Source organism: Algoriphagus winogradskyi (assembly GCF_900182815.1).
In the GTDB taxonomy this organism is placed as follows: Bacteria; Bacteroidota; Bacteroidia; order Cytophagales; family Cyclobacteriaceae; genus Algoriphagus; species Algoriphagus winogradskyi.
The window spans coordinates 228,844-252,248 of record NZ_FXUA01000004.1 but is presented as its reverse complement, the minus strand read 5'-3'; the positions used below and the strand labels follow the sequence as shown (position 1 = coordinate 252,248).

Sequence of the window (23,405 nt, the reverse complement as noted above, 5' to 3'; positions counted from 1 at the left end):
TTAAGCGTTAGTGTTTAAAAAATTTTGATATCCCGATTGATTTCCCTGATAAATCATAGTACCATTATCCATAACAATTACCTGCTGGGCTGATTTGATGACATCTACATCTTGGGTGACCATAAGTAACGTCCAGTCCCCTTGAAATAAGTAAGACTGTACTCTATTCTTTACTTCTTCATCAAGATGCAGTAAGGCATTTTCCAAAATCATAGCTTTAGGCTGACCTACCAATGCCCTAGCTAGCATAATTGCCTGAGCCATTTTTCTGGATAACCCCCTTCCCTCCGGTAATAATATAGTGTTCAAATCATCTGGCAATTGATATATAAACTCCTTTAAGCCAACTAATTCAATAAGAAATTTCAACTGTTCAGGATCAATTTCTCTCCCTACCAAAATGTTTTCAGCGATCGAACCGTGAAATATCTGCTGCAATTCCATACAATCCCCCACTACTGTACGATACTTATCCAAATGAATCAAGTCAAGAGAAAGATCATTGATTTTAATGGTACCCTTATAGGTCTGATAAAGGCCAGAAAACAATGCTAGCATAGCACTTTTCCCACTACCGCTTTTTCCTGTAATAGCTGCTTTGACTCCAGGTTCTATTGTAAGCGTGACACCATTCACAATAGGTTTACTCACATCTCTCGGCTGAAAAACCAAGTTTTCCATTGCAAGTTTAATCCCGTTTGACTGTTGTGTAATATCCTTCTCAGACTCTTTGTGGTCTTCCAGCTCGATATCCATGACCTGACCGAGTTTCTCCGTAGCAACTAACGTATCATATACTGTTTCTAGAGAAAGTATTAGTTTCTCCACCGCGTTAACGACCATTAGGATAATCACCTCTGCAGCTACGAATTGACCAATACTGATTTGATCATTGATCAGCAACAAGCTACCAGCTATTAGTAAGCTAGTAACTATCAATACTTTGAAGCCTATCAAAACTTTATATTGAAGGATCAAAACAGAAAAATGATTCGATCTAAAATCTATGTATCGTTTGAGTAATTTATCTACGCGAAGAATAGGCAACTTAGAATTTCCACCGACCAGTTTAAATGTATTTAGGGTTCTTCCTATTTCCTCCAGCCAGTAGGCAGTTTCATATTTATAAGTAGATTCTTTCAAGGCAGTTGCCATTCCTTTTGGACTGGTGAAATAGAAAATAGTAATTAATATCAATACCAAAACGATTCCAAATAGGATAAATGTAGCGTGATAAAAGGATAAGAGTATGAGTCCAAATATCACCTGAATCAGAGCAGTAGAATATTCCACCAAAATTTTTGAAACTCCTTTTTGAAGATTAACTGTATCGAAGAAACGATTTACAATCTCTGGTGCATACGCTCCATGCAGAAGCTCCGACTTAACTTTTGGTAATCTGTAAGCCAAAGAAAGTCCTGATTTCGCAAAAATTCTTTGTTGTAATTTCTCCGTGATCTGTAATTGCGAGATCTGCAAAAATCCTCCGAAGGCTATCCCTGCAGCAACTACCAAAACGAGAATTACCCATGAAGTAGTGATTCTCCCCCCAAGTACGAAGTTTAATATAGCCTGAATACCCAATGGTAGAGATAGCGCTACCAATCCATTCAATATTGCGTAAAAGTAAATTGAATATACTTCTTCCTTTTCCTCTTTCAGCAGATTGAAAAATCGCTTCATCGGAGTGGTTGTCTTTGTATTATTCATTGGAAATTGCCTTTAATATTAAATCTTCAAAAAAGACCAGACGGTTTTTAGAATCCAAGGATTGTTCCGTCATGCCCGGTAAATGCTTGGCGTTAAATGCATGGAGTAAACTTGCCTCCATGACTGTGTATGCCAAAGTCTTTGGATAGGGATAGGTTGGGTTTATTTCATAAATCAATTCAGAAATCCGCTCACCGAAATTATAAACTTGAGCAAAAATCCCATTTTCATGCTCTACATCTACCGTCTTGGTCAAGTATCCTTTGAGTGATTCATTAACTACTATGCTTCTTAGGTTTTCTGGGTCTAAATGTGCATTTCTCATGAAAAACGGTCCATTGACTATAAGTTTCATGGCAATGGTAAGTCGGGCCTTGCTGCTTTCCAAATTTGCTGTAGCATACACATAATTGACTTCCATCCAAGCCCAATACCAGGCAGTAAGATACAGCAACAACATGTGTTTATTTTCGAAATACCTATAAACAGCTGCTTCAGTTACACCAATATGCACTGCCAATTTTTTAAAGGTAAAATTTTCCATACCTAAGTTGCGGATGAGAATAGCTCCCTCCTGCACTATGGAACTACCCAACTCAGAGCTGAATGGTTCCTTAAGGTATAGATTATCATGCACCTCCATTTTTATGTTATTCAACAAATTCTCCATAAAAAAAACTTTTTGACTATCCTGATAACGCCGTATTGAGAAAAAAGTTAACAAATCTTTCAAAAAGTTAGTATTACTAACAAGACTTAGAGATTTCACTAATTTTTGGTAAGTATATACCTCTCAGAAGTGTATAAATACGCCCAATAAATCAATAAAGGATGGATAATTACAAGCCGAAACCACCCGGTCCACGACGGCAAACAAAGTCCATTATCAACACAAGAATTGAGTTGAATGAAGTAAACATGAGCTGGAATGAATGCCAACAGCATTACAATGATACCCCAAGAAGCTAGCGATCTTGATTTTGGAAAAAATAGACCTATACCAAAACTAACTTCACATATCCCTGCTACAAAATTTAATGCGTAGTGAAAGGGAAGATATTCTGGAATCAATCTCAAGTAACCATCTGGATTAATAAAATGATTAAGACCAGCTAAAAGGTAAAAAATGGCCATTATATAAAGAGCACTTGATTTAATTTTATTCATACGGAAAGCAGTTGATATTTAAACACAAAATATTCACTCATTTTTGTAAGAATTCGAAACCTGGTATCTTCCTGATTCATGACAAGAAATACTACATTTTTCAGTTTTAATGTTCGCCCTTGGGTCTTTTGGCCACCTTTTATTCTATTAATAGTTGCTGTTACCAGTAGCATCATATTCCCGAAATCCTTTATTGCAGTATTTAAGAATTTACAACAACTCATACTTAGCCACTTTAGTTTAGGATTCAGCTGGGTTTCCTTGCTCATGACTTTACTTACGGCAGTTGCAATATTTTCACCTCTTGGAAACTATAAAATCGGTGGTCAAAATGCGATTCCAAGACTGAAAAGAATCAGCTGGTTTGCAATAGTCCTATGCACAACCATAGCTGTTGGTATCTTGTTTTGGGGAAGTGCAGAACCACTCTCACATTATTTGTTTCCGCCGGAATTCAAGGGGTTTGAACCTAATTCAGAAGCTGCTAAATCATTTGCTTTAGGAGCTTTATACTTTCATTGGGGATTTACCCCTTATGCAATTTACGCCGTTCCGGCCCTAGTTTTTGCATTGATGTATTATTCCGGCAAAAGCAATTTTAGTCTAAGTATCATGCTGAGGCCTATTCTTGGCTCTTACCCCAATAAATTCTGGGTAGCGGGTTTGGATATGTTTAGCCTATTCGCCCTCGTAACTGGTATGGCAGCAGCTCTAGGAGCTGGGATATTAAGTTTATCTGGTGGTTTTTTAGCTTTTTTTCCGCAGCTAGACCCTACTTTTCTGACAGTAATAATTACTTTGGCAATCCTATTAACCTTCATAATTTCCGCTTCGACGGGCATTGAAAAAGGAATTAAAAACCTATCCCTGTTCAATCTTGGCTTCTTTTTCCTGATCGCTATTCTATTTGTGATATTTGGGGAAAAGGCCCATATATTTAATTCTATAGGAACTGGTTTTATCGAATACTTTTCAAATTTCACTGATCTAAGTCTTCAATTGAGTGGAGCTGGAAATAGTTGGACTTACGATTGGTCCACTTTCAATTTTGCCATGTGGATGGCATGGGCTCCAATGACAGCACTTTTCCTAGGGAAAATAGCCATAGGTAGAACAGTCCGAGAATTTCTACTAGTCAATTGGTTTTTACCAGCTCTTTTTTGCCTGATTTGGATGGGGATATTTGGAGGAACTACGGTTGATTTCGCTTCTAATGACTCTGAGGTTTACAAAGGTTTATTTTTAAACTCAGGCCCTGAATCTATTATTTACCAGGTTTTTGAAGACATGGGGTATTTCAAAATGTTTGCCCAACTCTTTATCCTTGGCATATTCATCTCCTATGTCACAGCTGCAGATTCCAGTACAGATGCCTTGGCGAGCATTAGTATGAAAAAGCAAGATGGAGATCCATTTCGCTCAGATACTAATCTTAAAGTGATTTGGGGAGTCCTAATCGGCTTCTTATCTTGGGTTATGATTACTTTTTCAGGAATTGACGGGGTGAGGATCTTGTCAGTTATTGGAGGATTACCTGCACTATTTTTTCTACTGTTAGTATCAGTTTGCCTGATATTAATTCTGATTTCCCCTAAAAAATATTTAGGAAATCAGTAGCCTCGGTATTTCAGCTTACCTACATTATACAGATATAAAACTTTCGAGTATCGAAGCATCAAGGGTAGTAAAATTACATTTGAAATAGCTACAGTGGTGAGATACATCCAAACCTCCGGTCGCTCCATCAATACATTCAAAACCACCATAGTTGTGATTACCAACGCCACTGAGAATGCATAGCTGACATACATTGCACCATAGAAAAAATCCGGCTCTGCATGAAAATTTGCCCCACATACCTCACAAGACTTATTGACATGAGACAATTTGCGATAGCTATATAAAGGAACTGAGAATAAATCTCCTTCGTGACATTGTGGACATTTTGCCTTTGCAATAGCCTTAATAGTACTTTTATTACTCATATCTGGTTTTAATGAAAATAGAATGGTTGTCAAAAAGGGAATTCACGCTGGCCATTTATTCTATCGATAAATTTCATCGATATCGTAGTCTTTGCCTATTCCCCACTGTAATAACTCTTCTATCGTGTAAAATTCCAGAGTATCTAGATCCTTCACTTTGAAATTAGTACCTCTCAGACGGGAGATAATCTCCAATTGTCTGATTTCTCCCATGTTGATTAATTGGTATTTTCTACCTACACGCAGGTTATCAAGCGCTATTGGCATATAACTTAAGCTTTATCTTTAATCACAACTCCAACAGCCTCAAAGGTAATTTCACGCTTAGGTTCGGTAATAGCAGCTACTTCTTCTTTACTCATGCCTCCATCCTCAGCGTAGTGTCTTAAGGTCTCAACATCTGTCTCAGTCAATACTGCTACTCCTTCCAAAATGATAGGATAACCCTGAGATGTAGTCGGAACAAAGAAACCATAATCCTTAAAGGTTACTCGCATGCTTTCACCGTTTGGAAGATCCATAGTAAGCCAACAGCCTTTTTTGGTACATACCTCCTTTATCTCACCAGCAATCTTACCTTCAAAGTTTCCTTCCTTTTCTACAACTGAAATCATTTCTGCTGGAGAAACTACATCAGCAAGTTCTAGATCTGCTCCATAGTTTCCAGGGATTTCTTTAGCAGTGCTTTCTTCTGTAATTATTTCTTCTGAAATAGAATCAGCTTTTTGATTTTGACAGGAAGTATTTAATACAATTCCTAGGCTAAGTATAACTAAATATGATTTCTTCATGGTAATAATGATTTGTTCCCAAAAATACGCTTAAGAATTGGAGAGAAAAAGAATAAGATAAATGTTTGGCAAACTAATAGCAATTCGGAATTCCTGCCTATTTAGCCTATCTATTACAAATAAATCGATTGCGAAAAAGATTTGAAACAATTTTTTCAATAAAACTTCGATTTTTTTAACAATCCTGTAATTTTACACTCGAATTAACCTATTGACCCTGCACATGCCTCATCCAACAAAGTTTATCATTGATTTTGACAGCACATTTACACAAGTAGAAGCTTTGGACATACTAGGAGAAATCAGCCTATTAAATGATCCAAAAAGAGAAGAAAAATTAAAAGCCATAAAGGATATCACCGATAAAGGAATGGAAGGTAGTGTAACCTTTCGTGATAGTTTGATCCAACGGATTGATATCCTCAAAGCAACCAAATCCCAAATCTCGGATTTAATAACTGCCTTGAAGCAAAAAGTCTCCAAGTCCTTTGAGCGAAATAAGGAATTCCTTCAGGAAAATGCGGACAATATCTACATCGTTTCCAATGGTTTTAAGGATTTCATAATTCCCATTGTAGGAGATTATGGAATTCACCAAGACAATGTTTTTGCCAATGAATTTGTCTATGATGATGCGGATAATATTGTAGATTTCAACAGAGAAAATCCTCTTTCCCAGAATAATGGAAAGGCCGAAACCATCAAAAAAATCAATCTTGAAGGAGAAATCTACGTGATTGGTGATGGTTATACGGATTATGAGATCAAGAAATCAGGCCTTGCCAATAAGTTTTACGCATTTACTGAAAATGTAAACCGTCCTAAAGTAACCAAAGAGGCTGACCACATTGCACCTAGTTTGGATGAAATCTTATACGTCAATAATTTGAACACAAAATTCTCTTACCCAAAAAGCAGAATCAAGGTATTGCTCCTTGAAAATGTCCACCAAATCGGTGTCGATTTACTCAAAGAAGAAGGTTACGAAGTAGAAGTTGTAAGCTCTGCAATGTCAGAGGAAGAACTTTGCGAGAAGATCAAAAATGTTTCCATCATTGGTATTCGATCCAAAACTAATATTACCCGTAAAGTTTTGGAAAACGCGAATCGATTGATCGCGGTTGGAGCTTTCTGCATAGGAACCAACCAAATTGATTTGGAAGCGTGCCAGGAGAAAGGTATTGCAGTTTTCAATGCGCCATTCAGTAACACCAGATCTGTAGTGGAAATGGCAATCGCTGAGATCATTTTCCTAATGAGAGGTTTTGCAGATAAAACTGCCGCACTGCACCAGGGCAAATGGGATAAATCAGCAACTGGAAGCTTCGAAATCAGAGGTAAAAAATTGGGAATTATCGGTTATGGTAATATTGGCGCCCAACTTTCAGTCCTAGCTGAGAACATGGGGATGAACGTATTCTATTACGATGTAATTGAGCGCTTGGCACTGGGAAATGCAACTAAAATCGAAAGTCTGGATGAGCTTCTAAGCACCTGCGACGTGATTACCTTACATGTGGATGGTAGAAAAGAGAACGAAAACATCTTGGACAGATCGAAAATTGCCTTGATGAAGAAAGGAGCAATATTACTAAATCTAAGCCGTGGACATGTCGTGGAGATACCAGCTCTAAGAGATGCCATCCTTTCCGGTCATCTTGCAGGCTGTGCAGTGGATGTTTTTCCTGAAGAACCGAAAAATAACACAGAACCATTGACTTCAGAACTCATTGGTCTTCCAAACACGATTCTGACCCCGCATATTGGTGGTAGTACCTCTGAAGCTCAGGAGAACATTGCGCGATTTGTACCAGGGAAAATCATGGAATATATTAATACCGGTAATACGTACAACTCAGTAAACTTCCCGAATATTCAGCTTCCTTTCCTACAGAACGCTCATAGACTAATCCATATCCATTTGAATGAGCCTGGCGTATTAGCTAAAATCAACCAGGTCTTGGCAAACTTCGAAATTAACATCGTTGGTCAATACTTGAAGACAAACGAGAAAATCGGTTATGTGATCACAGATATAGATAAGGCCTACTCCACCGAGGCGATTGATGCGTTGAAACAAATTCCAGGAACAATCCGCTTTAGAGTTCTTTACTAGGATTTTTGCATTCTTATAACCAAAAAGTCCCGCATTTACGGGACTTTTTTGGTTCAAGCTGTTTTATATTCCTTATCCAGTAATCTCCTGTGATAATTGATTTGGCCTAGATGATAGCCGAAGTGCCCAAATAGATGAATCAGGAAAAAATTGTAAGACATTTTACCGCCAAGTACTTCCAACGGATAATCCTTATCTAACATGCTCTCATCCAGACCTTCCAGGCTGGCGGTCACTACATTTTGAAGTTTCTCCAACATAGCAACTAAATCAGCTTTTGGAACATTCTTCCCAGCAAATTCAAACTCTCGATCTCTAGTGTAGTCGAATCCGCCTATCTCTTTTCCTACAAAATGAGACATATTTCCTATCAAATGAAGGCAAAGGTTGCCAGCTGAATTGGTAATGTTGTGATCAACTTTCCATAGATTTTCTTCCTTGGAATAGGCGTTGATTTCTAATTTCAATCGCTCAATATCCCGCTCAAAAAGTTGAATTAATTCTTCAAGTATCATAAGTTTTTATTGGCTATTATATTTAATGTAGGCCTTAGCCATCTTTTCGTCATATTTATTTGTAGCATACGCTGGGCCATTGTAGCATGCGGCGAATTTCGCCCAATTTTTCTCCTGCAAATAGGCCAAACAACCATTTTTCAAGATGTATCGACCAAATACTTCTAGGTGATTTCGCTCGTGCTTGTACATTTCATCAACAAATTGCTGGACGGACGGATAACCAAGCGAAACCGCGTGAAATCCCATTACCTGATAGCTTCCCCAAGATGCAGAAGCTAAAGCTGCCTCTCTGAATCTGGGATCAGGAGAAATAGAAGCTGCCTGCTCTAGGCGCTCATATTCCCTAGAACCACCTAAATAGTGCTTTTTATTGTAGCTTTTATACAGCACATTTTCATTAGAACTGTTGACAAAATCCTCTGGATTAACTCCCCTTGCTTTCAACTGCCTCCAAAAAATATGTCCCTCAAACAAAATCTTTGGCCTTCCATCGATAAAAAAGCCTTTCCCTGAGCTTTCTACTTCATTTACAGCTTTGACAGCTGCTAGATCTACTTGATATCTTTTTGCAAAATCTATCAAATCTTGCTCACCAAGAAAAATACCACCAAACACATCTGCAGGTTTGGTCTTATCAAACAGCATCGTCCATGTTTTGATTCCCACCTCACCATCCACAACGAGGAGATTTTTGCTCTGGAAATCCTTGACAGCTACTTCTGTCTCAACTCCAAAATAACCGGAAGAAGGCGTATCGTAACCGATCTTTCTAAGGAGCTCCTGTAAAAATGATACAGAGGAACCCCTTGATTTGAGTTTTATGTATTGCATTGCTATGAGGTTTAAAAATAAAAAGTACTTCAATTTAATTGAAGTACTTCATAATAACAATCGCTATACAAATCGCTTATTCTGGATCTATCACATTTTTACGTCTTCCAAATTTACCGGGCTTTGCCTGATTAGGTTCAGAAGTTGTTTTTGGCTCAACTGGCTTTTTTGCTTCTACTGGTTTAGGATTAGCATCCTTTGGCGCTTCAGAATTTGAATTTTCTCTTCTAGGAAAAGGCTTTCTATTTCCTCCAGATCCTGATTTTTTGTTTTTATTAAAACCGGATTTCTTTTTTGACCCAAAGTCAGATTTCCCTTTTGAAGCAGTTCCGGTGTAAGTAGGACCAGCTTCGAAACCCTCAGGTAATGGCATTTGGGTGATTTTCATCCCAATCAGCTTTTCAATATTATCAAACTTATACTGATCCTTAGGATTTACGAAAGTAATCGCTTCACCTTCCATATCGGCTCTGGCTGTACGTCCTACTCTATGCACGTAGTCCTCAGGATCAGAAGGCGTATCGTAATTGATTACCAATTCGATTCCTACCACATCTATTCCTCGGGAAATGATGTCTGTACCTATCAAAATTTTGACAGACTTGTTTTTGAAAGCAGACATAATCTTCTCCCGCTCTACTTGCTCTAGGTCTGAATGGAAAGCTTCAATTTCAAATTGCTTTCTTAATACTTTACAGAGGGACTTTACCTTATCCTTAGTAGAGGCGAAAATTATTACCGCTTCGTAAGCTTTTTGAGAAAGTATGTTTCTGACCAATTCCTCTTTCTGCGTATCATATACAGAATACATAGACTGGGTAACTCCCTTTGCCGTCTTTCCTATCGCAATAGATATTTCAGCAGGGTTGTTCAAAAACTTCATGCTAAACTGCCTGATCTTCGGAGGCATGGTAGCAGAGAATAAAATAGTCTGACGATTCTTTGGGAGGTAATTGACGATTTTCAGGATATCATCCGAAAATCCCATATCCATCATACGATCAGCCTCATCCAGAATCAGATGTTCTAGAGTTGACAAATCTATTTTACCGCCAGCAAGAAGAGCAATCAAGCGACCAGGAGTAGCGACAATGATTTCAGCTCCTGTTTCAAGAGCCTTCTTCTGTTGCTCCCAGACGATGCCGTCTCCTCCTCCGTAAATCGGAATAGAGCTAATACCTAAGAAGTAGGCAAATCCTTGAATTTGCTGATCTATCTGAATGGCAAGTTCACGAGTTGGTGCGAGAATAAGTGTATTCAATGTGCTCGTTCCATCCTTACTTATTTTATTAAGTATAGGTAGAATAAATGCAGCTGTCTTACCGGTCCCAGTCTGGGCACATGCGATAAGATCATTGTTTTCCATAATGACCGGAATGGCCTTTTCCTGGATTGGAGTTGGTTTTTCAAAACCCATTGCGTCAAGTCCTTCTTGGAGCGAGGTTTCGAAATTAAATGATGAGAAGTCCAAAATGTGGTGAGTGAAGTATTGTAAAAAGCGACGTTATCTTTTACGTCTGCTCAAATATAGCCCCTAATTGTACAGAAACACAAATAGTTGAGTTTTCTAAAGCACAAAGACTGCTCAGGATTGCCATGTAATGCGGTTGAGTTCATACTAGAAAGCCTAACAAGTGAATTTGTATATTCAATTGGGAAAGAACAATATGCCTAATTATCTTCAAGAATGAAAAAGACAATCCTTTCAGCGCTAATAATAATCACACTTTGCTCAAGTGGATTAATCTCAAATCAGACGAATATTTTGATTATTGGGGATTCTATTTCGATTGGATACACACCTTTCGTACAGGAATATTTTAAGGGTAAAGCTGTAGTGGCCCACAATCCTGGAAATGCGCAACATACGGGCACTGGGCTGGAAAAAATTGACGAATGGCTAGGTGATAAAGATTGGGATATAGTGCAATTCAACTGGGGACTTTGGGATCTAGCATATCGACATTCTGATGCAAAAGCATATGGAAATCGGGATAAAATTAATGGAAAAGTCACTTTTACAGTTGACGAGTATGCTGCAAACCTGGATTCCTTAGTTACTTTAATCAAGTCTAAAACAGATGCAAAGTTGATCTTTGTCACTACCTCATACGTGCCTGAAGAAGAAGCAGGAAGATTCTCTTCTGATCCAGAAAAGTACAATGCTGCTGCAATGGCTGTTATGAAAAAGCATGATGTTGGTATAAATGATATCTATAAAAAGTCTGTCAAAATACACAAGAAATATGGCATAGGCTCAAATGACGTGCACTATTCCCCTGCAGGATATAAAAAGCTTGGAGAAGCAATTAGTCGCCTTCTCGAAAAAGAAATCAAAGCAATCCATTAATCACATCAACTATGTCGATAAAACCTGCTATCCAAATTCTGGATGAAAAAAAGCTCCTTGGGATGCGAGTTCAAATGAATTTTATAGGCAATAGAACCCAGGAACTTTGGCAGAAATTTATGCCTCGAAAAAACGAAATTGAAAATAAGGTATCAGAGGAGCTGTATTCAGTGGAAGTCTATCCATCCCTCTCCTACTTCGATCAATTCAATCCTGCTACAAATTTTGAAAAATGGGCTGCTGTTCCGGTTTCAACTATTGATAATTCACCTACTGGATTAGAAAGTTTAATTATCCCCGCTGGATTATATGCGGTATTTTCATTTAAAGGAAGAGACAGTGAAGCGCCTGCCATGTATCAACATATTCTAGGAAATTGGCTTCCAAATTCAAAATATCAACTTGACAATAGGCCTCATTTTGCTGTAATGGGAGAAAAATATAAGAATAATGACCCGGATTCTGAAGAAGAGTTTTGGATACCAATAAAACCCAAAGTATAAGGAATGTTCTTTAATTAAAAAGTGCTCAAGATTTACATCTCAAGCACTTTTTAATTATTCTCTGCTATAGGCAGTTTACCCGAAAAGCTTCTCCAAGATCTTATAGGTGATCAAGTAAGTTGGCCTTACTCCTTCCATTCCCAAAGCACCTGAAGCCAGCGTACTTCCAGTCTCCAGCGGATTATCTGAAGCGTAGTAGGCGTAAAGCACTTTTACATTTGATCGGATTGATCTTCTGATTTTTGAAGCCGATTGTATTGCTTTCTGGTAGTGAGCTCCTTCCATCTCCAGACCAACTGCTTTCCAGGAAGACTGCATAAAGTAGGTTAGAATATCTTTGTTTTGAAGAGATGTCCCTAATACCGAGATCATTGGACCTTCATATACACCTAACCCAAAACCTTCAAAATCGGCTTTCTTCAATTCATTTTTGAATGGGTAATTATCCGCTGTCCCTTCAAAAACGTGTGCATTTGGAATCATAAGATCTCCTTTTCCACCATATAAAATCCCAGCTTTTCCCATGATAGAGGTAGAGACCACGTCAAGCGGAATAGACTTACCATCCTTCTCGTAAGGCTTAAGTAGCTCGTCAAAACATTCATATGCTTGCTCTCCGAAGGCATAATCCATCACTACGAATACCGGTCTTTTATCCTTTTCTACAGGTAATTTCACACCAGGAATCAACTCATCTTTCTCCAACAACGCAGAATCTATAATCTGGGCGCCAATATTGGTTCCTGACTCATCTGGCAGGTTGATAAATCCATGTTTTGCGGCATATTTATCAATTGCGTCACCCTTGTTATTTTTAGCTTTAACCGAAATATCCATTACCACTTTTTCAAGTGCTTCGTAGTTTTTCAGACCTAATAACTGAGGAGCGTAGATTGTATTCACTACCGAGTGAAGATTCGCAGAGATAATGTGGATTGGCCGCTTTAGTAAGTCATGCTCATCTAGCGCAATCTTAATTCTCCTTGCCCACATTTCCCCGTATACGTGGTGCCCGATGCGTTCTCTCAGCGTAGTGGAAAATGAAATCTCACGATCAAGATTTTTAGTTGCCTCCTCCTGTGCCAGTTTACCCATATGATACACAATGGAAAAAAGACTATTGGAATTACTACTTTTCTCAAATTTATCAACCGCCTGAATGGTCTCTTCGTAGGTTCTTCCAATCAGGTGACTTAGATAAGCACTTGCAGCTTCCCTTTCAAACTCCTCTCCCGCGGCTTCTTTCTGTACAAATTCCTCCAGCATCAGCCAATTAGTAGAAATCTTCCCTTTTGGATCAGTGCTATTGTTGTAGATTTTGTTGGACTCTATGTACAAAAAAGTCAAGTGTGTCAGTATATCATAAATATCAGAACGACCTCGGGTCATTTCCACATACATGATATGCTCGTCCAGTCGATAGCAATTCCGCTTACGCTTGGCGGGTACGATAGCCTCCAGTTTGGACGTTTCGTAGCCCTCCCGACTGATCAGGCGCACAAATCTACATTCTTCTATCCCTCTCGGAAGTCGCTCCATCACATAGAGCAGGCCGTCTAATTCGATCTTTTCATTGTCCGTCACCAATCCATAGATCTCAGGACTCAATACTCGTAAGGCATCCACCAGACTTTCACCTGATACTCCCATCGGTTTGTAGCTGCCTCTAGTAAAAAGGTGCCTCATTGTAATGTACAATCGCTCGATCGCGGCTCTGGATTCGTGTGCTCGGGTTCTCTTCATGTGCTTATAAATTCTTTAAATTGGCCACATGGAATCTCGCTTTTAGGATAATTATCCATCAAAATATCGCTCACGATATGCTCGATTTCACAAGTGCAAATGGGTTTTGCAAGGCAAAAATAGTAAATACTATTTTAAGAGCTCGGTATAAATTTTATTCAGCTTGTCCACTTTTGGTTGAATCACAAACTGACAATACGGTTGAGTCCCATTACGATTGTAGTATTCCTGAAGATAATTTTCAGCTGGGTAAAAGTTAGTAAATGCAGTAATCACTGTCAGAATTGGACTATCAAATACCTTATTATCATTTAATTGACTCTTGATGTCCTTCGCCAATTGCTCCTGCTCAGGAAAATGGTAGAAAATACAAGATCTATACTGAGGGCCTAAGTCACCACCTTGTCTATTCAAGGTCGTAGGATCATGTGTGGCCCAAAAAACCTCTAAAAGCTCTTTCAGGCTAATTAGTCCAGGATCAAAATAAACTTGAATTACTTCTGCATGCCCAGTAGTCCCGTTGCAAATAGAGGCGTAAGATGGATTTTCAATTATGCCTCCAGAATAACCTGAAACTACCTTGTGAACTCCTCTCAACCTCTGAAATACTGCTTCAGTACACCAAAAACAGCCCGCTCCAAGGGTGACTAAATCCAAGCCTTCGGGAATATCAATTTCTGTGGTAGGCAGCTTCAATGTATTTTTCATTCTTCGGAAGACGCAAAAGGAGAAGCTTCCCAAAATTATTTAATGCGCGATATTTTAAGCTCAGCTTCCGTTATCAAATCAGCCTCTGAATATTTCTCTGCATCGCAGACATTAAGAAGTCCTTCTCTATGCAATGCCATGGCTTCCTTATTGATTTCAGGTAAAAATTGATCCCAATCCTCGGGATACATTTGTTTTACAACTTCAGAAGAGCTGAAAATATCATCCTTTTTTCTCCTGAGCATATCCAATATGGCTGTTCTGAGAACTTCCATTGTAAAGATTTAATTACATACCATCACGAACGCAGGCGGTATATTTTTAAGGGTGAAGCTAGTATTCACGCTGCTGAAATGTTTTTTGAACAAATTCTTCAAAAGATAAGAATAGCAAATCTGAATAAACTGCCCACTTTGGCTTAGACTTATTTTTGCCTGAGAAAGAATCTGGTCTTTTAACTCTGGACTAAAAAAACTAAACGGTAGGCTTGAAAGCACATAATCCGCTTTCCTCCCTTCTATGTACCTACCAATATTCTCAGCAGAGTCATTAATTATTCTCACATTTTTCTGTGGAAATTCCTTCTCCATAGATTCGCAGAACGACTTGCTTATTTCGAATACCAAGAGTTCGGCATCAGGAGCTAATTTGCTTACTATTCCCTTAGTAATACTTCCATCACCGCCACCTAGTTCAATTATCAATTTGGCCCCCTTAAAATCAACATGAGTAAGCATTTTTTTTACTAATGTCTTTGAACTGAATGTTACAGCTCCAGTAGTACCAAGATTAGAGTACAACTCCAACAACAAACCCGATTTACCCATATAATATTTGATTCTCCCCTTGAAGATACCTGATTTTGCCCTATCTTTTCAGTCTTCACCCAAAAATTTAACGCACAAATATGGCCCAAAAGGCTGAAATTCGATCAACCCTTCCTGCAAAAATTCAAACTACTCTTAGCAATTTCTGGAGTATGTCCCTGATTTTCTCCGCTTTAATGCTTTTGTTGAGAGTAGCAGAATTAACATTAGTTTTTCAAACTCATGCGATCCGTGTGAGTTTTCGTGAGGTAATAGGCTACAGTTTGTTTGAGGATATTACTTGGATTCTCTATTTCTTAGGCTTGCTATTAATATTTCATGTAATTAATAGTTTGATCTCTGTTAACTTTGCCAAGTGGTTTACCAGTTCATGGTTAGTTACGGCTCTACTCGTTCAAGCAGCCTTACTTTTCTACTTCAACAAGACGTTCGTTCCACTGGGAAAGGATCTTTTTGCCTATAATATAAATGACCTTGTCTTGACAGTTAGGTCCTCTGGAGTACTCAATGCTTGGACAATTGGGGGCTTATTAATAGCATTCCTTATCATACTTTACATTTTTTCCTCAGCTAGTAAATATATCCAATTTAGTACCAAGGTATCTGCAGGCTTTACTATAGGCACCTATTGGTTTCTGATTTTGTTCTTTTTCATTCCTATATCAGATTCCCAAAACTTAGATGAAATCAAGGCTAATATTCAAATGAATAAATCTAAATACCTCTCGGAGCAGGCATTTGATTACTTCATGTATACCAATGAATATTACTTTGACTTTTACCTCAGATCGATTAATGATGCGCTTTTTGTAAAGAAAGAATATACTGATCCTGTTTACCCTTTTTTACACCAAGCTGATTATCCTGATGTCTTGAGTCCTTATTTTGATAGCCTTACTTCAGCTCCCGATATCGTTTTTGTACTTATAGAAAGTTTAGGAAAGGCATATTCTGGTAAAGGTGCCTACCTAGGTAGCTTTACACCCTTTCTCGATTCGCTTGAATCCCATAGTTTAGTCTGGACTAACGCTGTATCTTCTACTGGTAGAACATTTGGCGTACTTCCAGGAGTATTTGCAGGGCTCCCTTTTGGAGAAAGAGGTTTTCAGGAATTATTTGAGGATTTCCCTAATCATGAGAGCTTGATTAGTGTCCTCAATGATAATGGTTATGAATCCACTTTCGTCATTGGTAGTGACGTAAATTTTGATCACCAAAAAGAATTCCTTGAGTTCTCTGATGTTTCGCAAATAATTGACATTGACGATTTTGACTCAAAATACAATCAGATGCCACCTGCAAATGGTTTCACATGGGGTTATGGTGACAAGGAAATTTTTACTAATGGTCTCAACTTCTTCCCAAGAGAAACTGAGAATCCTCAGCTGGGGATATTTCAAACTATCACCTCACATGACCCCTATTTAGTGCCTGAGAGGGAATTCTATTCAAAAAAATTTGAAGATCATCTAGAAAACTATCTTAATCTTACAGAAGCTAAAAAGGCAGAATACAGAGATTATCAAAACATCTACATGACTGTACTTTATGCAGATGATGCCATAAAAGACTTTATCACCGCCTACAGCAAGAAACCTCAGTTTTCAAATACCATCTTTGTCTTCACAGGAGATCACCGGTTACCAGAAATTCCCATGGCGTCCAGATTAGATCGCTTTCATGTTCCATTAATTATTTATTCCCCACTTATCAATAGACCAACTTATTTTAAGGGAATGATTAGCCATTTTGAAATAACGCCTTCCTTATTGGCTTTTTTAAATGCGCAGGTGGAGCTAAAACTTCCAGAAGAGGAAATCTGGTTAGGTCAGGTTTTAGACACTTCTAAGGTTTTTCAATCAAGGATTGCAATGCCGCTGATGCGAAATAAAAACCAGCTTATGGAGTTTTTGGATGGAGAATACTTCCTTTCTGATGATCAGCTATTTGTAATCACTGATGGATTAAATATAGATCCAATAAATGACCAAAACATCAAGAATAAACTAACGGGGGAATTCGAGGATTTTAAGAACAAAAACAACTATACTACTCAAACACGAAAGTTATTACCGACTGAAAAATAGCTAGTTAATACCTTTTTTATTGTAAGTTTTAGTCAGGGCTTGAGACAGAAGCGGATAATAATAATTCCAATAAAAGCTTTCACGATCATTGAAATTCGTAACAATGTGTAGGCCTCGCCATAAACTGGGAACTCCTTGAAAGCGAGGCGAACCCATGGAGTTTTTCATATCTGAAAAATCACCTGAAAAATAGTAGTACTGCCCTTTACCTACATCTTTAACAACTGCAGCAGGGAAAAACCTTGGCAACCCCATTTCCCGAAGTTTTTCTTTACCGATTTCAGAGGGATCTATATCGTAATAAGAAATAACCTGGTAATCACGTTCTATCAAAACTACGTCAAACCAATCAGGATAAGGCACCACTTCAGGAAGCTTGAATCCATGTTTATTAAGACGCTGGGTACGTATTTTAGGAATTTCCCCAAAATAATCCACCTCATTTGAAAAAATCTCAACTCTGCCATTTTCATGTACAAACACAATTCCAGGGCCTGCAGGCACCCAGGAATTTTCATGTTGGGCTAAGTATTGATTAATAAACCAGTTCGGGATATTTTCATTGATTGTTGTATCCATTTGATCAAAATATCGCCCGATCCATCCCGTCCATTTTAAGCCCATCAAATTCTCAAACTCTGTTCTAATACCTACGGGAGTTGGTGATGCCATGGTATTGAATTCCGCTATGATCGTTTTACTTTGGGCAGCTACCTCTCGGAGCAAATTGATATCCCCCCGATTTAACCCACCATAAATCTTCTTTGAGAACTCTTCAGCGTTTTCCTTATTGAAATCATTTTCAAATACTCCATAAGTATCCGAATAAAATAAAACATCAAGATCATTAGCCTTTTTTACTATCTGTTTTTCAGTTAGTTGCTCCAGATCTTTGAAAGTTCCAAATGAAGCTGTGGTATCTGGGTAAAAACCAAGATAGTCTTTATCCTTTTGATAAAATTCCCCTGCCGAATTTTGAAACTTCATGTGTTCTAAAGTCCAAAAAATTGACTGATGCTCCTGGTAGCTATCTAATGGAACGGTCTTATCTACTATTAAAATCTCTAGCTGTTTTGATGGGTAAAACAACCAAAATAAATAACTGATTAATGGAATAAATACCAATATGAAAACAAAAGGAATAATCCTTCTTATCATCACTAGAGACTCCTCTGTAAATATCTTTTTCATTAAAATCTATATTCAATTCCTAATGAAAGATTCAGGTTGTTTCTAAACCGATCTGGTCCCAATTCATCACGGCTATATCCCGTAAAGCCATAAATCATAAAGCGGTCTGTAATCAATTGCTGGTAGCCTATTCTTGCTCTGTAGGAGTTCAAAAGCTGAGTAGGGTCTCTCGTTTCTTCATCAGGCGATACACCTGAGCTTAGCTGTAGGGAGAAAAAGTCCTCACCGGTTTTAAAATAATACCTTGCTTGTAAATTGGCAGAGGTTCCCAAACTATTTCCAGTGCCGGGGATCAGATTGGAACGAAGGTTAAACCACCAATTCCCCACATATTTTCCCAGTGAAGCTGTATAGATATAGGTTGGGTCCGCAAATTTCAAGTAGCGAAATCCCCCGTCAATTTCCCAAGCTTTTGGTAGGTTGAAATAAACAGAAGCTCCTAATCGGAAATCCGGGAAGAAACTTGCTGAAGACCCTCCTACATTGAGGTAGGCATAAGCCTTTTTCCCCAAGGATGGATAAGCATCCAATTCAAATAAAGTCCCGTTATCGTCAAATCTGGAAGACTGCGTCACTCTTCCTATTAGCGTTCCGGTTAATTTCGTTTGCGTTCTTGCATAAAATGAAAACGTATTCCACGGCGAAATTTCACCCTCAAATGTGTCGTAGTCATAAGTGACCCCTACTGCATTATTTCTTCTCAAACGCTGTAAGGTCTGAAGGTAATCAAGCAGACTTTCATTTTTATATTTCTTCTGAAAGAGATTTTCTGCTATTTTGTAGGCTTCATTATAATCTTCTTTATAGTATAGTAATCTAGATTCCTTATACCTCAATCCGTCAGGAAGTGGAGAACCCAAATTTTCTCTTGCTTTTCCTAAGACTATGTCTGCTTTATCATATTGTTCAGCCCAAGACAAATTATCTAAGTAAGCAGAATATCCATCCTCATAACCTGGAGAGGCACTAATTGCCCGTTCCAGATAGATAGACGCTGAATCATTTTTACCTTCCCAAGCATAGCTTCTACCTACCAAAATCAGGATATCAGCATACTCAGGATATTTGTCAAGTGCTCTAAAAGCAATCTTTCTACCTTCTAAATATTTTCCGTCCAAAATCAATGTTCTGGCCTCCAATAGTAACTCATCGGGATCAAATGAATCCTGAGCCTTGGTAATGACAGCAAAAGCCATGAAAGAAAATAATAGAATAAGCGCCTTTTTCATGCGGTAATGTTGTTATTATGAATCACAGTCTGGCCCTTTTGGAAGCTGCTATTGCATCTCACATAAATAATATTTCTTTTCCAAAGGCTTGATTGCATATTTAAGAATTAAGGGTGGTCGGCTCGATGTTCTTTTTGTCGTCTGATTTTTTGAAGCCTGTTCGGATCATTTGACCCCAGCCACCTTTTCCTTTGATGAAATCCCAATGACCACCTAATCCCCAGTAGACAATCTTTGGATGGATAAACATAGGCTCTAGAAATATCGTCAAAAGCAGTTTATTAAGATCCTTTTTGTCCTTGTAATTATTGTATGAAACCTGCTCATATAATATACTGAAAGATGAAACGAGAATAGACAACAGGTACAAAACGATAAAAAGTGCTATAAAATAGAAGGCTGAAAAATCTCCAATTATAATCAATACAAGCGTATACAGAACACCAAGTAATTCTAGCACTGGTGCCATTTTTTCATAGATATTCCAATATGGGTAGGAGATCATTCCCATAATTCCATAGTTAGGATTTAGTCGTGTTACCCGATGTAATTGCAAGGTTTCAATTGTTCCTCGTATCCAACGATTCCTTTGTCTGGATAGGATTTCTTCTTTCTCAGGAACCTCCGTCCAACAAAGGGGATCTGGTACAAAACCTACCTTGTATGGAATTTTACGTTCCTCCATGTAGCGTCGCATTCGCACCACCAACTCCATATCTTCGCCAACTGTCTTAGGAAAATACCCTCCAACTTCTACGACTAATTCTCTATTGAAAAACCCGAAAGCTCCAGAAATAAGCATCAAGCCATTCACTCGAGTCCACGCCATCCTGCCCATCAAAAATGCTCTACAATATTCTATGACTTGGAATCTCCCCAGAAGTGTAGTCGGAACTCTATAGTTGGTCACGGTACCATCTTGCACATCACAATTATTAGCAATACCAATAGCGCCACCCACAGCAATGACTTTTCTGTTAGTTTCTTCCATAAATGGCCGAACCATACGCGTCAGAGATTCATGTGATAGAATGCAATCCACATCTATACATGCCAAAATCTCCTTGGATGACACATTAATTCCTGCGTTCAAAGCATCAGCTTTCCCACCATTTTCCTTGTCGATGACTACAAGTCTATTAAATGAGCGGTTTTTAGATTTGTAAATTCCCCGAACAGTCGCAGTGTCAATTTCTTCGAAATAGGCAAAATCAGTGATTTCCAATTCAAAAGCCCCAATTAACTTGCTCAGTGTATCATCTTTTGAACCATCGTTGATAATGATCACTTCAAATTTCCCATAATGCAGCGAAAGCAAACTTTTGACGTTTTGAACTATATTCTCGCCTTCATTATAAGCAGGAGCCAGAATAGATACTCCGGGTGCAATAGGTGATGTAATAATATCTTGATAATCTGCAAATCTATTCTTCCTTCTATGATCTCTCATTTCTAGGGCACTAAGAATCATGATTAGTAGATAAAGAACTATTACAGAGAAACTTAGGAGAAAAAATATAACCCCACAAATCTCCAATATAAGATAGAATAAGAAACTATACATCTTGCAAAATAGGGTCTGAGAGGTGGCTATTAATAGCTTGGTTTTCTTGGGAAATATGCTCTGCTACGAACTGTGAATACAATTCAGCATCTAACCCTTGGAGACTTTTTAGCAAAATCATTTTCAATCTAAATCCAGGCTCTGATTCTAATATTTCTAAAATTAGCTTTGCAGAATTCTTATCTCCGATTACTCCTGCCGCGCGAGCGGCCATTGACACCAGCTGATTATTATCGGATTTCAGGCTGCTGTTAATTAGTTCTTGGTGACTGGGAACAGCCAAATATTCGAAAGTTTTGATGATCTCAATTTTTTCTTCATCAGTGACAGAAACAAACTTTGTGTCCAAATGTGCTAAAAGATCGACCCGTCCTATCACACGAACTAGTTTGTACCCAAATAATCTGATGCTTTGATTTTTAGAGTCAAATAGATTTTCAATATTCAGCTCTCTATTAGAATGTAGGTATTTGATAATCCTCAAATAATTCATCTGCTGCCAACGTGAAAGCGGAAAAGCCTGATCACGCAGGAAAGAAAGATCAATATGTTCTGATAAATTGAGTACTGTAGCTACCGCCTGGGATCGGATGTGGAAATTAGGAGAATTGACATGCTTCTTTACTTCTTTCAAAGCCTCACTTAAATCCATTTCGTTTACTTCCACCAATCCTGTCACAACAGTATCCCATTTGGAACTATGGAGCTTTTCTATGGTCGCTTTATCCAGTTTAAGCCTTTTGTAAAGTGCTTTAAGCTTTAACTTAAAATCACCCTTCATTTTCTTGTTAAGTGCTAATATTCGCTCAACAAGCACCTGTTTATACAACTGTTTTTTTAAGTGTTTTTCAGGGAAGTTTTGGTGTAGTTCATCATCACTTAGGGATTCTAATTCTTCTAGACTTCTATCAAATAATATTTCTGAAAGTGGTCCTACCACCTGTTCATCATACGATGCTAATAATACTTCTCTCCTATTTCTTTTTGCTTTGAAGATTATCATGAAGAGAATCATTGAAAATGCAAAAACAAAGAAGAGGGACATGATAACAGTGACAGCAAAAATCTTAAAATCCCCAAAATACGCATAAGTACCTGTAATTGAAGGCGTATACTGCTCTCTATAAGCCAGAGAAATTAGGTCTTTACTGTTCAGGGTATCCTGAGTTTTAATTTCTATGTCATTATTCCTCAAAAGGTTCGACACGTATTCTTGGGAGGCGGGGAAGGTATTTGCTTCCTTGTATATAAGAAACTGCACCTCTGCATGAACAGAATCAGATTGGAAAAGACTATCCTTTATTGTCAAGACTTTCGCGTATTCGGAGAACAAACCAAATCTTGAATTAGGATCTAATAAACTGTCCAAAGCTATTCCAGTTTCAGCATTTATCAGGTTAAACTCCAACCCCGGAATTTCTCCCTGCTTTATTAAAAAATCTACAAATGAAGTCGAATCAGATAAAAACGATTTTTCCTGACCAAAAACCTCGCTGGTTTTGATCATTGAAAAAAGTAAGAACACAAGTATCAATGCGCTTTTACCTTTCATAGATCAAGATTTGAGAATTCGTTTAACACGAATAGCCAACTCATTGGGATTAAACGGTTTGGGAATAAAATCGGCAACTCCCAGATTAAAGGCCTCCAATACAATTTTTTCCTCTTCACCTAGTGAACTTAATACTATAATAGGTGTATTAGGCTTTGTTTTAATTGCATGGTGGATGATCTCAATTCCGTTTTTAAATGGAATCATAACATCTGTAATGATCAAATCTAAAGTTTCAGTATCAATTGCGCTGATACCAGCATTGCCATCTTTTACCAAAACTGTCTCATACCCATCTTTTTTCAGACGAAATTGAACTAAGCTAGAAATCAGTAAGTCATCCTCAATGATCAGGATTTTTTTCATTTTTATTGGGGTGATTCTAAGCTCAAATATAAGATGTTCAGTGTAAAACAATAGCCTATCAACCAATCAAATAAATTATCTCCAGGCACTATGATTCTTGAAGAATTAAAAGCGCATTTCAAATCCAATATCCTGCCATTGATCAAATAATAAGGAGTAAAAAATAA

Annotated in this window: 23 protein-coding genes; 5 read left to right on the top strand and 18 right to left on the bottom strand. The window is 38.0% G+C overall.

Translation table 11 applies throughout. The annotated features are described in order from the left end of the window. The 3 genes from QOL76_RS12530 to QOL76_RS21280 form a co-directional block, all read right to left on the bottom strand. The gene (locus QOL76_RS12530; RefSeq protein ID WP_283413310.1) at positions 1-1,710 is read right to left on the bottom strand and encodes a peptidase domain-containing ABC transporter; all 1,710 of its coding nucleotides are present in this window, start codon (positions 1,708-1,710) and stop codon (positions 1-3) included. Beyond that, on the bottom strand, positions 1,703-2,380 hold the full coding sequence (locus QOL76_RS12525; RefSeq protein WP_283413309.1) for a TetR/AcrR family transcriptional regulator: 678 nt from the start codon (positions 2,378-2,380) through the stop codon (positions 1,703-1,705). The genes QOL76_RS12530 and QOL76_RS12525 overlap by 8 nt, the downstream gene beginning before the upstream one ends. Before the next feature lie 98 nt (positions 2,381-2,478). Continuing rightward, complete coding sequence (locus QOL76_RS21280) at positions 2,479-2,877, bottom strand: DoxX family protein (RefSeq protein WP_377918710.1); 399 nt, start codon at positions 2,875-2,877, stop codon at positions 2,479-2,481. 78 nt (positions 2,878-2,955) lie between these two features. Here QOL76_RS21280 and QOL76_RS12520 point away from each other — a divergent pair, with 78 nt between their 5' ends. After that, complete coding sequence (locus QOL76_RS12520; protein ID WP_283413308.1) at positions 2,956-4,494, top strand: BCCT family transporter; 1,539 nt, start codon at positions 2,956-2,958, stop codon at positions 4,492-4,494. On the opposite strand, the gene QOL76_RS12515 is transcribed toward QOL76_RS12520, so the two are convergent. The 3 genes from QOL76_RS12515 to QOL76_RS12505 are packed head-to-tail and all read right to left on the bottom strand — an operon-like array spanning position 4,488 to position 5,653. After that, positions 4,488-4,862 carry a DUF983 domain-containing protein gene (locus QOL76_RS12515; protein WP_283413307.1) on the bottom strand — a complete coding sequence of 125 codons (375 nt, stop codon included), beginning with the start codon at positions 4,860-4,862 and terminating at the stop codon, positions 4,488-4,490. The two genes, QOL76_RS12520 and QOL76_RS12515, sit on opposite strands and share 7 nt — an antisense overlap. A gap of 60 nt (positions 4,863-4,922) precedes the next feature. Further along, positions 4,923-5,129, bottom strand: coding sequence for a hypothetical protein (locus QOL76_RS12510; RefSeq protein ID WP_111610136.1), 207 nt, complete (start codon positions 5,127-5,129; stop codon positions 4,923-4,925). Positions 5,130-5,134: 5 nt separating this feature from the next. After that, on the bottom strand, positions 5,135-5,653 hold the full coding sequence (locus QOL76_RS12505; protein ID WP_283413306.1) for a DUF4920 domain-containing protein: 519 nt from the start codon (positions 5,651-5,653) through the stop codon (positions 5,135-5,137). A 223-nt stretch (positions 5,654-5,876) separates the two neighbouring features. On the opposite strand from QOL76_RS12505, the gene serA reads away from it, so the two are divergent. Further along, complete coding sequence (gene serA / locus QOL76_RS12500; protein WP_283413305.1) at positions 5,877-7,769, top strand: phosphoglycerate dehydrogenase; 1,893 nt, start codon at positions 5,877-5,879, stop codon at positions 7,767-7,769. 53 nt (positions 7,770-7,822) lie between these two features. On the opposite strand, the gene QOL76_RS12495 is transcribed toward serA, so the two are convergent. The 3 genes from QOL76_RS12495 to QOL76_RS12485 all read right to left on the bottom strand — a co-directional run bounded on the left by QOL76_RS12495 (position 7,823) and on the right by QOL76_RS12485 (position 10,589). Then, positions 7,823-8,284 (bottom strand): DinB family protein, encoded by a 462-nt coding sequence (locus tag QOL76_RS12495; protein ID WP_283413304.1) that lies wholly within the window; start codon positions 8,282-8,284, stop codon positions 7,823-7,825. 6 nt (positions 8,285-8,290) lie between these two features. Next, positions 8,291-9,118, bottom strand: coding sequence for an N-acetylmuramidase domain-containing protein (locus QOL76_RS12490; RefSeq protein ID WP_283413303.1), 828 nt, complete (start codon positions 9,116-9,118; stop codon positions 8,291-8,293). Between the two features lie 76 nt (positions 9,119-9,194). Next, complete coding sequence (locus QOL76_RS12485; RefSeq protein WP_283413302.1) at positions 9,195-10,589, bottom strand: DEAD/DEAH box helicase; 1,395 nt, start codon at positions 10,587-10,589, stop codon at positions 9,195-9,197. Positions 10,590-10,805: 216 nt separating this feature from the next. Here QOL76_RS12485 and QOL76_RS12480 point away from each other — a divergent pair, with 216 nt between their 5' ends. Both QOL76_RS12480 and QOL76_RS12475 read left to right on the top strand, forming a co-directional pair. Continuing rightward, complete coding sequence (locus QOL76_RS12480; RefSeq protein ID WP_283413301.1) at positions 10,806-11,468, top strand: SGNH/GDSL hydrolase family protein; 663 nt, start codon at positions 10,806-10,808, stop codon at positions 11,466-11,468. Between the two features lie 11 nt (positions 11,469-11,479). Continuing rightward, entirely contained in the window at positions 11,480-11,971 is a 492-nt protein-coding gene (locus QOL76_RS12475) for a GyrI-like domain-containing protein (RefSeq protein WP_283413300.1), read from the top strand. Positions 11,972-12,046: 75 nt separating this feature from the next. Here QOL76_RS12475 and QOL76_RS12470 read toward each other — a convergent pair whose 3' ends face one another. From QOL76_RS12470 to QOL76_RS12455, 4 genes are all read right to left on the bottom strand, one after another. Then, positions 12,047-13,714 (bottom strand): DUF6909 family protein, encoded by a 1,668-nt coding sequence (locus QOL76_RS12470; RefSeq protein WP_283413299.1) that lies wholly within the window; start codon positions 13,712-13,714, stop codon positions 12,047-12,049. A gap of 129 nt (positions 13,715-13,843) precedes the next feature. Further along, positions 13,844-14,422, bottom strand: a complete 579-nt coding sequence (gene msrA, locus QOL76_RS12465) for a peptide-methionine (S)-S-oxide reductase MsrA (RefSeq protein WP_283413298.1) — start codon at positions 14,420-14,422, stop codon at positions 13,844-13,846. Between the two features lie 35 nt (positions 14,423-14,457). Further along, a complete protein-coding gene (locus QOL76_RS12460) occupies positions 14,458-14,697 on the bottom strand; it encodes a DUF3253 domain-containing protein (RefSeq protein WP_283413297.1) in 240 nt (79 codons plus the stop codon). Positions 14,698-14,706: 9 nt separating this feature from the next. Beyond that, a complete protein-coding gene (locus QOL76_RS12455; protein ID WP_283413296.1) occupies positions 14,707-15,249 on the bottom strand; it encodes a class I SAM-dependent methyltransferase in 543 nt (180 codons plus the stop codon). A gap of 80 nt (positions 15,250-15,329) precedes the next feature. Between QOL76_RS12455 and QOL76_RS12450 the strand changes: the two genes are divergently transcribed. After that, positions 15,330-17,336: an LTA synthase family protein gene (locus QOL76_RS12450; RefSeq protein ID WP_283413295.1), complete on the top strand. Its 2,007-nt coding sequence runs from the start codon at positions 15,330-15,332 to the stop codon at positions 17,334-17,336. Here the strand turns inward: QOL76_RS12450 and QOL76_RS12445 are convergent, their stop codons facing one another. The 5 genes from QOL76_RS12445 to QOL76_RS12425 all read right to left on the bottom strand — a co-directional run bounded on the left by QOL76_RS12445 (position 17,337) and on the right by QOL76_RS12425 (position 23,238). Then, positions 17,337-18,527: a hypothetical protein gene (locus QOL76_RS12445; RefSeq protein ID WP_283413294.1), complete on the bottom strand. Its 1,191-nt coding sequence runs from the start codon at positions 18,525-18,527 to the stop codon at positions 17,337-17,339. It abuts the gene before it with no gap. Then, positions 18,527-19,756: a YaiO family outer membrane beta-barrel protein gene (locus QOL76_RS12440; protein ID WP_283413293.1), complete on the bottom strand. Its 1,230-nt coding sequence runs from the start codon at positions 19,754-19,756 to the stop codon at positions 18,527-18,529. The genes QOL76_RS12445 and QOL76_RS12440 overlap by 1 nt, the downstream gene beginning before the upstream one ends. A gap of 100 nt (positions 19,757-19,856) precedes the next feature. Continuing rightward, complete coding sequence (locus QOL76_RS12435; protein WP_283413292.1) at positions 19,857-21,227, bottom strand: glycosyltransferase family 2 protein; 1,371 nt, start codon at positions 21,225-21,227, stop codon at positions 19,857-19,859. An 85-nt stretch (positions 21,228-21,312) separates the two neighbouring features. Continuing rightward, positions 21,313-22,872, bottom strand: a complete 1,560-nt coding sequence (locus QOL76_RS12430; RefSeq protein WP_283413291.1) for a hypothetical protein — start codon at positions 22,870-22,872, stop codon at positions 21,313-21,315. Positions 22,873-22,875: 3 nt separating this feature from the next. Further along, entirely contained in the window at positions 22,876-23,238 is a 363-nt protein-coding gene (locus tag QOL76_RS12425) for a response regulator transcription factor (RefSeq protein WP_283413290.1), read from the bottom strand. Positions 23,239-23,405: the final 167 nt, after the last annotated feature.